General features: G+C 36.5%; 14 protein-coding genes. 7 read left to right on the forward strand and 7 right to left on the reverse strand.

Annotation, left to right across the window (positions count from 1 at the left end; genetic code table 11):
• The first annotated feature begins 59 nt into the window (after positions 1 to 59).
• The gene (locus ACNART_RS16445; RefSeq protein ID WP_109373166.1) at positions 60 to 374 is read left to right on the forward strand and encodes a hypothetical protein; all 315 of its coding nucleotides are present in this window, start codon (positions 60 to 62) and stop codon (positions 372 to 374) included.
• 46 nt (positions 375 to 420) lie between these two features.
• Here ACNART_RS16445 and dusA read toward each other — a convergent pair whose 3' ends face one another.
• Positions 421 to 1,455: a tRNA dihydrouridine(20/20a) synthase DusA gene (gene dusA, locus ACNART_RS16450; RefSeq protein WP_368927874.1), complete on the reverse strand. Its 1,035-nt coding sequence runs from the start codon at positions 1,453 to 1,455 to the stop codon at positions 421 to 423.
• A 204-nt stretch (positions 1,456 to 1,659) separates the two neighbouring features.
• On the opposite strand from dusA, the gene ACNART_RS16455 reads away from it, so the two are divergent.
• From ACNART_RS16455 to potD, 6 genes are all read left to right on the forward strand, one after another.
• Positions 1,660 to 1,764, forward strand: a complete 105-nt coding sequence (locus ACNART_RS16455) for a CbrC family protein (protein WP_198630301.1) — start codon at positions 1,660 to 1,662, stop codon at positions 1,762 to 1,764.
• A 161-nt stretch (positions 1,765 to 1,925) separates the two neighbouring features.
• Positions 1,926 to 3,212 carry a S8 family peptidase gene (locus ACNART_RS16460; RefSeq protein ID WP_198626496.1) on the forward strand — a complete coding sequence of 429 codons (1,287 nt, stop codon included), beginning with the start codon at positions 1,926 to 1,928 and terminating at the stop codon, positions 3,210 to 3,212.
• A gap of 546 nt (positions 3,213 to 3,758) precedes the next feature.
• Positions 3,759 to 4,874, forward strand: coding sequence for a spermidine/putrescine ABC transporter ATP-binding protein PotA (potA, locus tag ACNART_RS16465; protein WP_098941766.1), 1,116 nt, complete (start codon positions 3,759 to 3,761; stop codon positions 4,872 to 4,874).
• A complete protein-coding gene (gene potB / locus ACNART_RS16470; RefSeq protein ID WP_109373214.1) occupies positions 4,858 to 5,718 on the forward strand; it encodes a spermidine/putrescine ABC transporter permease PotB in 861 nt (286 codons plus the stop codon). Before potA ends, potB begins: the two co-directional genes overlap by 17 nt.
• Positions 5,715 to 6,494, forward strand: coding sequence for a spermidine/putrescine ABC transporter permease PotC (potC, locus tag ACNART_RS16475; RefSeq protein ID WP_036934543.1), 780 nt, complete (start codon positions 5,715 to 5,717; stop codon positions 6,492 to 6,494). The genes potB and potC overlap by 4 nt, the downstream gene beginning before the upstream one ends.
• 112 nt (positions 6,495 to 6,606) lie before the next feature.
• Complete coding sequence (gene potD, locus ACNART_RS16480) at positions 6,607 to 7,650, forward strand: spermidine/putrescine ABC transporter substrate-binding protein PotD (protein WP_069366989.1); 1,044 nt, start codon at positions 6,607 to 6,609, stop codon at positions 7,648 to 7,650.
• A 149-nt stretch (positions 7,651 to 7,799) separates the two neighbouring features.
• Here potD and ACNART_RS16485 read toward each other — a convergent pair whose 3' ends face one another.
• The 6 genes from ACNART_RS16485 to ACNART_RS16510 all read right to left on the reverse strand — a co-directional run bounded on the left by ACNART_RS16485 (position 7,800) and on the right by ACNART_RS16510 (position 13,594).
• Positions 7,800 to 8,102, reverse strand: a complete 303-nt coding sequence (locus ACNART_RS16485; RefSeq protein ID WP_198620608.1) for a helix-turn-helix domain-containing protein — start codon at positions 8,100 to 8,102, stop codon at positions 7,800 to 7,802.
• Positions 8,103 to 8,128: 26 nt separating this feature from the next.
• A complete protein-coding gene (locus ACNART_RS16490) occupies positions 8,129 to 9,202 on the reverse strand; it encodes a fimbrial protein (RefSeq protein ID WP_198626495.1) in 1,074 nt (357 codons plus the stop codon).
• A complete protein-coding gene (locus ACNART_RS16495; RefSeq protein ID WP_198626494.1) occupies positions 9,202 to 9,720 on the reverse strand; it encodes a fimbrial protein in 519 nt (172 codons plus the stop codon). Before ACNART_RS16495 ends, ACNART_RS16490 begins: the two co-directional genes overlap by 1 nt.
• A complete protein-coding gene (locus ACNART_RS16500) occupies positions 9,720 to 12,239 on the reverse strand; it encodes a fimbria/pilus outer membrane usher protein (protein WP_368927876.1) in 2,520 nt (839 codons plus the stop codon). Before ACNART_RS16500 ends, ACNART_RS16495 begins: the two co-directional genes overlap by 1 nt.
• Before the next feature lie 36 nt (positions 12,240 to 12,275).
• On the reverse strand, positions 12,276 to 12,956 hold the full coding sequence (locus ACNART_RS16505) for a molecular chaperone (RefSeq protein WP_198632591.1): 681 nt from the start codon (positions 12,954 to 12,956) through the stop codon (positions 12,276 to 12,278).
• Positions 12,957 to 13,054: 98 nt separating this feature from the next.
• Entirely contained in the window at positions 13,055 to 13,594 is a 540-nt protein-coding gene (locus ACNART_RS16510; protein WP_368927877.1) for a fimbrial protein, read from the reverse strand.
• Positions 13,595 to 13,858: the final 264 nt, after the last annotated feature.

Consider the following 13,858-nt stretch of genomic DNA (forward strand, 5'->3'; position numbering starts at 1 on the left):
AACTCTATCTCTTTTAATTTACGTTTTCGTGATTTTTATTAATAGAATATGGAGTGTTTATGCAAAAAGATGAATTAAAGGATTTTATTGATTTTATTTATGAAGATAATAAAGTCAGTAATGTTGAATTACAATTTATTCGTGATGTCGCAGATGAAAAAACAGAAGCATTATTTAAACGCCTTGGTGAAAATAATAATTTATCTGCATTCCAAAAATCAATGGATGTATCAGTTCAATTAATGCAAAATGCTTTTTTTGATATTAAAAAGAAAGAAGGAACAGAAGAAGGTAAACGTGAAGTTAAAGAAGCATTTGAATTTCAAATTGCTTATTTAGTTGCCAATTATAATCGCTTCTTCTCATTACTTTAATGAAAGTAAAACCAGCCCAATGTGGCTGGTTTTATTTTTAATATCGTTATTTTTCAGTTACAAATTTAAGTGCATTTTCTAAAACAGATAAATCAGCGCCCTGTTTATGGGCATTTTCACTTAAATGACGTCGCCATTGTCTAGCGCCTGGAATACCTTGGAAAATCCCCAACATATGACGTGTAACATGACCTAAATAAGTACCTTGTGAGAGCTCTTTCTCAATATAAGGATACATTGCTCTTACCGCAGTGACTGCATTGGCAATAGGTAGCTGGTTGTCAAAAAGCTCATGATCAACATGCGTTAGAATTGACGGGTTTTGATAAGCCTCACGACCTACCATAACGCCATCCATATATTTTAAGTGCTCTTTGGCTTCTTCTAGTGACTTAATACCACCGTTAATTGCCATAGTGAGATGCGAGAAATCGCGTTTTAATTGATAAACACGAGGATAATCTAAAGGTGGAACTTCACGGTTCTCTTTTGGACTTAAACCCGATAACCATGCTTTACGGGCATGAATAATAAAGGTATCACAGTTATTATCACGGCTAACAGTATCAATAAAATCACATAGAAATTCGTAGCTATCCAGCTCGTCAATACCAATACGGGTTTTTACCGTAACAGGAATATCAACGACATCACGCATGGCTTTCACACAATCTGCAACGAGTTGTGCATCTCCCATTAAACAAGCACCAAAACGCCCATTTTGTACGCGATCTGAAGGGCAGCCCACATTTAAATTGATTTCATCATAGCCACGCTCTTGTGCCAATTTTGCACATTGCGCTAAAGCTTGAGGATCGCTTCCACCTAACTGCAAAGAGACTGGATGTTCTTCTTCACTGTATTTTAGATAGTCGCCTTTACCGTGAATGATGGCACCTGTTGTGACCATTTCAGTATAAAGCAGTGTATTTTTACTGAGCTGACGAAAGAAATAACGACAATGACGATCAGTCCAATCGAGCATCGGTGCAACAGAGAAACGGTTCAAATTATATGTATTTGAATGGCTATTAACATGATGATTTTCTGTTGGTTTATTGAGTTCTGTATTTTCTGACATGCTGTAATTCTTTCGTCTATTTAGGCGTTGCTACCCTTATTTTTTTGTGAGGGTAGAAAATGAGGGCGCATTATAGCATAGAGAATAACTAACGCATGGTGGATCTGATGTTAGAATTGTTTTAATGAACTCAAGAAGAGTCATCAGAAACAACAAAATAGGAACTTATATGCCAACAGAAAAAAGAGCATTGCCTTATTTTAAATTAAATATCATCCTGAACCGATAAAAACAGGAGCTTTTATCACAGATGATACCGTTATATGTGATTGTTGTGGAAAACTACGCCTACATATTGATTTTAGTTAATGAACATCATTCAAATAATATTAAGTCTATTTTTTAGAACATAGACTTGATATTTATTTTTATAAAATAGCCTATTTATATTATCTCTATTAAAAATGGAAATAGTCACTGCTCAAGGTTTTACGCTATAAAGCGAAAAAATAAAAAGAGGAGCATTGAATATGAACATTAAAAGAAAGATCCTTATAAAATTAAATAATCTTGATTATGATAATAAAAAACTGTCATTTTCTACTTCCCATGAAATGCATCATTCCCTTTTAACTAATATACCTTTAGTTCCGGTAATATCATCTGTTCATCAATTACCACCCAAAAATTATATAGATTCTATTACAATAAACTTTAATGATCTAAATAAATATTATTACCTTAATTTACCAGAGAATAATCATTATTCTTTAGATGAAGTGATTAAAATATTACAACAACACCCTGATATTGAATATGTACAAACGGTACCGATACAACCTATTGAACCTCCTAATATTACGCCTGATTTTACTCAATATCAGCAATACTTAAATACGCCAGAAAAAACAGTGAATATTAATAAAATTAAAGGATTAGGGATTTGTGAAGCATGGAAGCAAGAAGCATATGGGCAAGGAATACAAGTCGCTGATATTGAGTGGGATTTCAATCTTTCTCATCATGATTTATCAACGGATAATATTACGTCGTTATTACCATTTAATGAAAAAACCAGTCAGGCAGATCATGGTACAGCGGTTGCGGGATTAATAATGGGAAAAAATGATGGTAAAGGGATCACTGGGCTCGCTTATAAATTAGATATGTTTTATGCCATCTCTGAATTAACTTGTGGGCGTATTGATGCGATTATTGCGAGTAAACGCATATTACATGCTGGTGATATTGTTTTATATGAAATGCAGACAATTTGTGAACATCAAGCTTATGTACCTGCGGATTATGAAATGCATATTTGGGAAGCGACTCGCGCATTAACAGATGCTGGGATCATTGTGATTATGGCAGCAGGTAATGGGGGCGTAGATCTGGATTTACCTGCTTATGAAAGTTACCGACAACGCCATGATAATAACTCAATACGTGTTGGTGCAGGTTCGCCTTATACATTAAATCGATTACCTTTCTCAACGCATGGTTCACCTATTCATGTACAAGCGTGGGGAGAGGATGTTGCAACAGCGGGTTATGGTGATCTGTTTCGAAGTGATGATAACCATACTTATACCGCTAATTTTAGTGGAACATCGTCAGCCAGTGCTTTAGTTGCGGGAGCCGCTGCTGTGATCCAATCTTGGTATAAAGACCGTACAAACAGTGTGTTAACGCCGATACAAATGCGTGACTTATTAATTAGAACAGGCACTTTTCCACTGTTAAATGACAAAATCGGCCCTTTACCAAATGTGAACAACGCAATTTTGTATTTAAAAAAATTAATAAAACGTCATTAAGTACAATAGTATTAATTCCCTTAACACCTCCTAAATATTAGGAGGTGTTATTTAAATTTCATCTATATGATATATAAAGTTTTTATCATCATAATAAGATGAAAATATAAAAAGAAGCGTAATTTAATCAACTTTTCTTGTATAAACAACGACCATAAAATAGCGTTGCAAATAAACGAGCTAATAAGTTTTTATAGGAAAATAAGGCGATTAGACAACTTCTAAGAGAAAATTTATTTAATTATAAACTTAATCGATTTTTACGATTTATATAAATTAATAGCATTATGATTTTATTGTGTTTTTAGCATAAACCCTAAAGGGCATGGTTTATGATGAAAAACTTAAATATGAATAGTTTTTCATTGTTTATGCACCTTTTTGCTTTCAATTTCACGTCACTGCGTTTATCATTTTCCGCTTGTACTATACATACGGCGTCGCTGGTTTTGGGCTTCTGTGGAGCATAATGCTCCGGCAGCTCACACAGTCTTTTCCAGTGGCGGTTCTATCTGCATTATTCTTCGGGATAGAGTATTACCTTAAATGACTGAGAAAACATCTCTGACACCAGTTGTCGAATTAAAATCCTTAAGTAAAGGTTTCGACGGAAAACAAATTATTTCCCGCCTCGATCTCACTATCAACCATGGCGAGTTTTTAACCATCCTCGGTCCTTCGGGCTGTGGTAAGACGACGGTTTTGCGTTTAATCGCGGGTTTAGAAGACGTTGACGATGGGCAAATTATCCTTGATGGACAAGATATTACGGATATCCCAGCGGAACAACGTTTTGTAAATACGGTTTTTCAAAGTTACGCGCTTTTCCCACATATGACTGTTTTTGAAAACGTCGCATTTGGTCTTCGCATGCAGAAAACACCTGCTGATGAGATTAATATTCGCGTTGAAGAAGCATTGCGTATGGTGCAACTTGAAGATTTCGCACAACGTCGCCCAGCACACCTTTCTGGTGGACAACAACAACGTGTTGCGATTGCGCGCGCTGTTGTGAATAAACCAAAGGTCTTATTGCTTGATGAATCATTATCTGCACTGGATTACAAATTACGTAAACAGATGCAAAATGAATTAAAAGCCTTACAACGTAAATTAGGGATCACCTTTATTTTCGTGACTCATGACCAAGAAGAAGCGCTGACTATGTCAGACCGGATCGTGGTGATGCGTGAAGGGCGTATTGAGCAAGATGGTACTCCGCGTGAAATTTATGAAGAGCCAACAAATCTGTTTGTTGCGCAATTTATAGGTGAAATTAATATCTTTGATGCGCGTGTGCTCCATCGTATTGATGAAACACGTATTCGTGCTGATGTTGAAGGTCATGAATGTGATATTTATACCACATTACCGGTGACACAAAATCAGCAACTCAAAGTATTACTTCGACCTGAAGATCTCCGTGTTGAAGAAATTCACGATCTTGAAAACCTTCCTGGGTTAATTGGTTATGTTCGTGAACGTAACTATAAAGGCATGACGCTAGATTCTGTTGTTGAAATGGAAAATGGCAAGGTGGTGATGGTCAGTGAATTCTTTAATGAAGATGATCCAGATGTTGATCACTCGTTAGACCAAAAAATTGCAGTAACTTGGGTTGAAAGCTGGGAGGTCGTACTGGCAGATGAAGAAAACACGTAAACTATTTCAAAACATCGTTATTACTGGTGTTGTGGGTTGGTTGATGCTGTTCGTCTTCTTGCCGAATATCATGATCATTGCGACCAGTTTTTTAACGCGTAATGATGCCAACCTTGTCGAGATGGTCTTTACACTCGATAACTACTATCGCTTATTTGATCCGATGTATGCAGAAGTGTTACTGCATTCTATTAATATGGCGGTAGTCGCAACATTAGCTTGTTTATTATTAGGTTATCCCTTTGCTTATTTCCTCGCAAAAATGCCTAAGAAAATACAGCCATTAATGTTGTTTTTATTGATTGTACCTTTTTGGACAAACTCGCTTATTCGTATTTATGGATTAAAAATATTCCTAAGTACGAAAGGTTATTTTAACGAATTCCTGTTGTGGATTGGACTTATTGATAAGCCACTCAGAATTATTTATACCCCAGAAGCCGTTGTGCTGGGACTGGTTTATATTTTATTACCTTTCATGGTATTACCGTTATATTCCAGCATTGAAAAGTTAGATAAACCTTGTTTAGAAGCAGCGCGCGATTTAGGTGCTAATAAATTTCAAACCTTTATTCGTATTATTATTCCATTAACAATGCCGGGCATTATTGCGGGTTGTTTACTCGTGATGTTACCTGCGATGGGCTTATTCTTTGTTGCTGATTTAATGGGTGGTGCGAAAAACTTATTAATTGGTAACGTAATTAAGAGCCAATTCTTAAATATTCGTGACTGGCCTTTCGGTGCAGCCACAAGTATTTGTTTAACATTGGTGATGGGATTAATGCTGTTTGTGTATTACCGAGCCGTGAAGCTACTGCATAAGAAGGTAGAAATAGAATGATAGGACGGTTATTGCGTGGTGGATTTATGTCCATTATTTACGCGTATCTTTATATCCCGATCATCATTCTGATAGTTAACTCTTTTAACTCATCACGTTTCGGGATCAACTGGAAAGGCTTTACCACAGATTGGTACGCCATTTTATTTAATAATGACAGTCTGCTTCAAGCGGCAGGACATTCATTAACAATGGCGGTCACCTCTGCGACATTCGCCACATTAATCGGCTCATTAGCGGCGGTTGCACTTTATCGCTACCGTTTTCGTGGCAAAAAATTTGTCGGTGGTATGTTGTTTGTCGTCATGATGTCGCCAGATATTGTGATGGCGATTTCGTTACTTGTACTGTTTATGATCCTAGGTGTTTCATTAGGATTTTGGTCGCTTCTATTTTCACATATTACATTTTGCCTGCCTTTTGTTGTGGTGACTGTGTATTCACGATTAAGTGGGTTTGATGTAAAAATGCTGGAAGCTGCTAAAGATTTAGGGGCAGGTGAATTTACTATTTTACGTAAAATCATTATGCCTCTGGCAATGCCAGCAGTAGCTTCAGGTTGGTTATTAAGCTTTACGTTATCTATGGATGACGTTGTCGTTTCCTCTTTTGTGACAGGGCCAAGCTATGAAATTTTACCACTGAAAATTTACTCAATGGTAAAAGTGGGCGTTTCGCCAGAAGTGAATGCGCTTGCAACCATCCTTTTAGGTCTATCTTTAGTATTAGTATTAATTAGTCAGTTGATTTTAAGAGACAGAACTGGCAAAGCGTAAACATGCATTAGTGCGAGTTTCTCGCACTTTTTGGGGTCTTGAAGACCAATCTGTTGGAGGTAGGCTCACTGCCTATTTGATATTAACGCATCAACCACTGAAGGAAACATAAATGAAAAAGTGGTCCTCAGTACTTGCTGCCAGCGTAATGGCATTAAGTATCGGCACAGCATCGGCTGATGATGGTAAGACATTATATTTCTACAACTGGACGGAGTATGTGCCGCCTGGTCTGCTTGAACAGTTTACGAAAGAAACTGGGATTAAGGTGATTTATTCCACCTATGAATCCAATGAAAGCATGTATACCAAGTTAAAGACCTATAAAGAAGGTGCTTATGACTTGGTGGTTCCTTCTACTTATTTTATTTCTAAAATGAGTCATGAAGGTATGCTACAAAAAATCGATAAATCAAAATTAACCAATTTTGATAATCTCGATCCTAGCCTTTTACATAAATCATTCGACCCAGAAAACGATTACTCCATTCCTTACATTTGGGGGGCGACTGCTATTGGTATTAATAGCGATGAAGTTGATGTGAGTAGCATTACTTCATGGGCAGATTTATGGAAACCTGAATATAAAGATAGCCTGTTATTAACCGATGATGCCCGTGAAGTTTTCCAAATGGCATTATTAAAATTAGGCTATTCGGGTAATACAACCGATCCTAAAGAGATTGAAGAAGCCTATAAAGAGCTACAAAAGCTGATGCCAAACGTATTGGCCTTTAATTCAGATAATCCTGCTAACCCTTATATGCAAGGGGAAGTTAATTTAGGAATGATTTGGAATGGCTCTGCATTTATTGCTCGCGATGCTGGTGCACCTATTGAAATGGTGTGGCCAAAAGAGGGGGGTATTTTCTGGATGGATAGCTTAGCTATTCCTGCTAATGCCAAAAATGTCGAAGGTGCGCATAAACTTATCGACTTCTTATTACGCCCAGAAATCGCAGCAAAAGTGGCTGAAAACATTGGTTACCCAACACCTAATCTCGCTGCGCAAAAGCTACTGCCAAATGTGATCACTAAAGATAATTCTCTTTATCCAACAGAAGAGATTATCAATAAAGGCGAATGGCAAAATGATGTGGGTGATGCGACAGTGTTGTATGAAAGCTATTATCAAAAATTAAAAGCGGGACGCTAATCGCATCTTATTTGCTAAAAAGCCACCTTTATAAAGGTGGCTTTTTTTATGTCGAAAAAGGCATAAGGTTTCCATTAAGTTAACAATAAAAATAAATGAGAGAGGTTGTGTAAGCCAAAGATAATTAAAGAAAATAAGCGTGACTTGTATTATTTTTTTATACAACATTCAGCAACAAGTCGACTGTTTTTTTCTTGCGTTTTGCGTTGTTGTTCAATATTAATTAAATAATTGCTCTGTAGAAAATAACTAATATGAACATCAAATTTTTCAGAAATCAGATAAATAAATTCAATACTTATCCTGTTTGTTCCCCGTTCATAACGAGAAAGTTGTTGTTGGCTTATTCCTAACTCTTGAGCAAAAAGGGCTCCTGAGTATTTTAATTTCTTTCGTAAATGACGTATTCGTTGCCCTATACGAAAATTAATGGTTTTGCTGTTATCAATCATTTAATCAGCCTTAGAAATTCAAATCATTATTGATAAGAAAAAGTCAGACTGGCTAACCCGTTTGCTTTACCAGGTTTTAGTGTTCCAGTCGTGATATAGCGAGTTGACAGGTTTAATGTGTAGTTTTCGTTATTAGAAGTTGTTATATGAAGTAAACGTTGATTAGGTTGTCCAGTCGCGCTGATATCAGGCCCATAAACGACGGGGGTTGGATTATCATTAAAAAGAAACTGTATCCCAATACCCGAAGCATCAGAGTCTGATGTTAGTGTGAGTACATCTGTATTATTAGAATAGGTAGATTGGTCGGTCATGCTGGCATATAGGTGAACATTGGTATCACAAGTGACAGAAATGGGCTTACTTTGTGTTTTTGACGTTGAACCAATGGTTGCCATATCTCGCATTGAGATATCGCCTAATTCATAGGTGAGATTTTTCGTATTGACCGTACAACCTCTGGCTTTAATGGTGATTGTCACAGGGTTAATAGCAACGAGAGAGGTGTTATTACCTTTATGTGCACCACCATATTCAGACCAAGTATTGGCGATAACGGTATAAGGAATATTATAAATACCCGTTTCTAAGTGTTCATCTGTGACAACAAACACCACTTTGCCTTTTAACGAAACGCGGTCAACATTATGGTTAACAGTAGAGCCTGCTGCTGGATAAATGATGGTTGCACCAGAACCATTATTAACATCAATTGGTACATAAGAAACATTGTCATTGTTATCTTTTAGGCCGAAAGCATAGCCAATACCTTTGACTCCAGGCAGTGAATAAACTGGATAACGATTTCCCCCTTCGTAATAGTAAATACCACTAATTTTTGAGCCTAACGCATTGGCATACAGTGTTTCTACCCAACATTTTTGTAAGAACTTATTTTCACATTTAAAGCCATTATGAACGGAAGTTTCACCTATCCATGTTGAGGTAATGGGAGTGCCTGCGGGTGTACCATCCGCAGCGCCATCAAAATTCATTGGCGGCGGTGAAACTACAAGAGGATCTGCTACCGCCCATGCCATTTCTGTGGGAAGAAAAACAAGGGAAACCAGTAATGTAAGGGGGAATAAAATACGTTTCATTATTGGTACTCCAATAAAAATGTGGTGGTTGCATTGGCTTGTCCTGCACTGACTGGCACTTGAGTGGCGACATAGCGAGCGTAAAATTGCAGGGTATTATCTTGATTAGGTAACAGGGGATAAGATTGGCTTTTATCATTAACTGCGATTGATGTTCTATTTTTATCCATAATTGAAATAGCGACACCTTTTGCGCCATTATCATTAATCGCCAGTAATGTATTATCAGAGAGATCACCCGTACCGTTAAAACTGACTTTCACCGCACTGGCCTCTGGCTGACAGTCCACTAATTTAATACTAAAAGGAATAACAGGTGTTCGTTGTTGGCTCATCGCCGTTGATGTGAAGTCTTTCGTCGCAATGTCGCCAAGTTTCACTGTAATATTTTCTGAGTTTGTCTCAACGGTGCAGGTGTTGCCTGTCACTCGTGCATGAATTTGCACTAAAGTGTCATAGGCATATCCTTTAGTCATAAAAAGGAATGGTAGAGCCAAAATAAGCGTGAGTTTATGCATTATTGGCACTCCTGTGTCATTTTTACAAAAGGTTCATCTTGTTGATTTTCAGGTAATTTATAATTTACTTGGCACTGTTCAGACGCACGATTTCCCCAACGAATATCTAATACACCTGATTCAGGGACACCAGAAAGGTAAAGTAAGCCATCATCACCAATAATGCCGGATAGGTGATTTTGCTTGTCGGATGCTATGGCACCAAAAGGAAGTGGGCGCCCTTGTCGCTGCAGTGTTAGGAGTAGGCGATATCCTGTTTTAGCATCAAAATTGACTTTGATAACAGCGCCTTGGGTCGGAATAACTTGCTGAATATTCTGTTCAATTTCGACATTATCAGGGAGTGCTGTGGTATCAAGCGCGACTTTATTTTGGCGATAAGCGGTTGCGTAAGGAATAACAGCAAATCCACGCCAGTCGGTATAAATCCCGGTTGCATTATCGATAGGAACATCTGCGGTTTTGCGAGCATCAACGAGAATGGCATTTGAGCTTAAAGGCTGGCTTAACGTTAAACCTTCGCTGTGAAGTAACATCCCTCCAGCAACGCTATAATTCAGTTGTTGAGCCTCTTTATTATAGTTATAACCCACGTTAAGGTTGCCATAGCGACTTTGATAACCTATTGCCGCGTTACCCGTATAACTTCCGCCTTGGTTGCTATAGCCTTGCTGAACACTGTAATTGAGCGTGTTATCTTCAAATAATGTGCCTGCTACACCAGCATTATGTGCTGAATAACCATTATCATTATGACTATAGTTATAAGTGAGATAAGCACTATTAACGGATTGATAGCTTGAAGGCATTAATAATTGCAATGGAATCGAAATACCCAAAGAGAGCGTTTGATCGCGCTGACCGCTATTCATCATGCGGTTATATCCATAAATAATATTGTAAGAGAGGCCTTTTACATTGCCGTTATAACCTGCTTGAAACAGAACATTTTTTTCATTGGTTTCCCAATAATTTTGCCAATTGGTTGTCATAAAAACAGAACCATAATCTCCAAGTTGCTGTGATAAATTCACTTGAAGACTGCCTTTTTTTCTATTGTATAAATTAAAATAGCGTAATGGTTCTTCTTTATTATTTTCATAGAGATAGCCTGACATTCGAGTATTAAGTGTTTCATCTAGCGTATAAAAACCCGAAGTGGAATAGCGATATCCTAATAATTGAAAATTTGTTCCAAATTGGTTTAATGATTTGGCATAGAGAAAGCGCAGGGAATACCCTTCAGAAGTCGAATTATCAGGTAATTTACTATGGGCAAAGGTGATATCCGTTGAGAATGCACCTAAAGTTCCCATATTCCGACCTACACCTAGTGCATAAGATTGATAATCAGAGGTAATTAATGCACCACCGTAAGCGGTGCTGTCATAAGGCAGACCATAAATAAGATGACCTTGGATAAAGCGAGGCTTTTTATTTTGGCTATCTTGGCGAACTTCACCCGCTTGAATAACAAACTTTTTTTGACCTTCTCGTTGTAAAATAGGTACAGCAGAATAAGGCACAATATAGTCGTGTTTACTTCCATCGTTCTCTTCAACCGAGACATATAAATCGCCACTATTTGAGGTGGGATAAAGATCGCGAATTTCAAATGCACCAGGAGAGACAAAAGTCTGATAAATAACATAGCCATTTTGTCGAATAACGACTTTGGCATTGCCACTTGCAATACCTCTCACAACAGGTGCAAATCCTCGTTGGCTATCTGGCAACATGGTGTCATCACTTTCTAAAGAAACACCTCGGAAATTAACGCTGTCGAATAATGTTGATGAGGTATAACTATCGCCAACTTTTAACTGACTTCTTAATGACACAATATTTCGTTGAAGATAGGTATTGATGTGATCCCATTGATGCTTTCCATTTGATGAATTCCATGTGGAATAATCTCTCAATCGCCAAGCGCCAATATTGATCCCGCTACGTAGATTAAGGTAATAGCTATTATTATGAGAATTTCCCCAGTTATTGGCACCACTAAAACTGTAATTTAATAAACCTGCGGTAATTCCGTTATCCCATTTTTCCGGTGGAATATAACCTCGTGCTTGGAGATTTAATGCGGCTTGAGGTACTTGAATTTTTAATGCTTGTTTTTCAATATCATAATTAACGCTGGTATCAGGAATAGAATCCGAAATATCAATACATTCTTTTTCTGATTTTAAATCAAAATCAGTAATTAACTTAATGTTAATCCCTAGTGACTGTAAAAAAGCTTTATTTAAACAAGGGATCACATTTTTATTATTGCTAATAAAATGAATGCTTTCATTTCGTAGATATTCATTATTAAAAATAATATCCAGAGGATAATCACCGGGTTTAATACTGTTTCCTGCTTCAAAATAGCTTAAATCAGTGACTGCTTCAGGTGAATCAGATAAAAATGCAGGATTAAATCGGTTTGCACTATATGAAGGAAATGGCAATATTAATGAAATCGTAATGATGCCAGAAAAAAGAAAACAAACTGTATTTTTATTAACCATGATTTTTAACCAACAAGCTAAAAGCAGATGTAATTGTTAATGAGTAATTTCTTTTTTTAATACTGGGGTCTGTGCGCCGTAATCATTAATTGTTTGGAATGAAATTGTATTTTCATTTCGATTTATTTTTCCCAATGTTAATTGGGATAAAGGATTGAGCATGATACTTGATGGAAGTTGACTACCTGTTACGGCTAGATTTACCATCGTAATATAATAAGGCGTTGGATTAGTGGCAATAAGTTCCCCATTTTGATAAGAAAACTTAATTTCATTAGCAAATTTTTCACTATAAGCTGGTAAAATACTTGGGCGATAAAATAATTTAATTCGACTTTGTATTGCAATTTGCATGGTATTTTCTTTATCAAGCCCTTCTTGTAATGAAGGTATAACTTTTACATTCATCCAAAATAAACTTTCTTTATCTTTTGGTAATGATTTACCGACATACATAATTCTTAATGCATTTTCTTTATTAGCATCAAGAATATATAAAGGAGGTGTAACAATAAAGTCAGCTGTTTTATTTCCTTCGATATCTGAAACCCAAGATTGAATTAAAAAACTATTTTCTTTATCTGAGTTAGTTACTACAAGATTCGTTTGTTTAATATTGGAATTATAAACAATACGTGTTGCACCTAATGAAACGCCATTAGAATAAGAAAATAACGGAAATAAAAACGTAATAAGGAAAATAAGTGTCTTTTTCATAATAAAAATTATCAAGTAATGAAGATATCGCAATAATATTTTGATAGAAAAATATGCCGTCCCTGGCAATAAGACATCAATCAAAAGTCATAAAGCAATTAAGAGTAAGTCACCATAAAGTTTGTGGTAACGTTTGCGCTACCTGCCTTAACCGCATCTTCAGTCGAAATAAGGGAGGCGTTGTAATTTAATTGGTTTTCACCATCAATTAGTTTTTGAGTTGTAGAAGCTTGGTTTGGCGCAACAATGGCACTAGTAGAATCAGTGATTTTTAAGGCAATATTTTCTGCCGCATCAGCACCTTGTAATGCAAACGCATTTGCATCGCCACTAGAAGCCGTACCGTTGAAGGTAATTGCAGCATTAGTTGACACTGTAGTATCACAATTATTTAATTTGATACTAAAAGGAATACGGCCTGTTTCATCACCTTTCGCTGCAAATTCAGCAACACGGAATTGACCTAAGCGAACAGTTTGGTTTGATGAGCTACTATCAACACCACAAGCTGCATTAACAACAGAACCTTCGAAGTTAACAGAACCACCATTTACAGTGGTGGTAGTTGCTGCTAGTGCAGGTGAAGCCATGACTGCCATTGTTGAAGTAATAATTGCAGATAATAATAACTTTTTCATTCATTGTTCCTATATTTTCAATATATATCTTTGTTTTTAGCTTAATAAAATAAGCTATATTTAACTCTGCTTATCATTTCTATATAAATGAAGAAACAGTGATTAAAATAGGTTTGAGAAGCGTAAATAGAATTATTAATACACTTATTAAAATAAGAGTAGATAGATCAAAATTTAATTAAACAGGAATAAAATGCATATTGCACTTAAGTCAAATTTACGAAAATTATAGATGGGCTAGAAAAATTATAGAAATCGTTTAAA

Origin of the sequence: Proteus sp. LHD240705 (assembly GCF_047921555.1) — a bacterium.
Classification (GTDB): Bacteria; Pseudomonadota; Gammaproteobacteria; order Enterobacterales; family Enterobacteriaceae; genus Proteus.

What these genes read in the sequence shown, in the direction of transcription:
- ACNART_RS16445 (WP_109373166.1), top strand. Translation starts at nt 60, where the DNA reads ATGCAAAAAGATGAATTAAAGGATTTTATTGATTTTATTTATGAAGAT.
- dusA (WP_368927874.1), bottom strand. Translation starts at nt 1,455, where the DNA reads ATGTCAGAAAATACAGAACTCAATAAACCAACAGAAAATCATCATGTT.
- ACNART_RS16460 (WP_198626496.1), top strand. Translation starts at nt 1,926, where the DNA reads ATGAACATTAAAAGAAAGATCCTTATAAAATTAAATAATCTTGATTAT.
- potA (WP_098941766.1), top strand. Translation starts at nt 3,759, where the DNA reads ATGACTGAGAAAACATCTCTGACACCAGTTGTCGAATTAAAATCCTTA.
- potB (WP_109373214.1), top strand. Translation starts at nt 4,858, where the DNA reads ATGAAGAAAACACGTAAACTATTTCAAAACATCGTTATTACTGGTGTT.
- potC (WP_036934543.1), top strand. Translation starts at nt 5,715, where the DNA reads ATGATAGGACGGTTATTGCGTGGTGGATTTATGTCCATTATTTACGCG.
- potD (WP_069366989.1), top strand. Translation starts at nt 6,607, where the DNA reads ATGAAAAAGTGGTCCTCAGTACTTGCTGCCAGCGTAATGGCATTAAGT.
- ACNART_RS16485 (WP_198620608.1), bottom strand. Translation starts at nt 8,102, where the DNA reads ATGATTGATAACAGCAAAACCATTAATTTTCGTATAGGGCAACGAATA.
- ACNART_RS16490 (WP_198626495.1), bottom strand. Translation starts at nt 9,202, where the DNA reads ATGAAACGTATTTTATTCCCCCTTACATTACTGGTTTCCCTTGTTTTT.
- ACNART_RS16495 (WP_198626494.1), bottom strand. Translation starts at nt 9,720, where the DNA reads ATGCATAAACTCACGCTTATTTTGGCTCTACCATTCCTTTTTATGACT.
- ACNART_RS16500 (WP_368927876.1), bottom strand. Translation starts at nt 12,239, where the DNA reads ATGGTTAATAAAAATACAGTTTGTTTTCTTTTTTCTGGCATCATTACG.
- ACNART_RS16505 (WP_198632591.1), bottom strand. Translation starts at nt 12,956, where the DNA reads ATGAAAAAGACACTTATTTTCCTTATTACGTTTTTATTTCCGTTATTT.
- ACNART_RS16510 (WP_368927877.1), bottom strand. Translation starts at nt 13,594, where the DNA reads ATGAAAAAGTTATTATTATCTGCAATTATTACTTCAACAATGGCAGTC.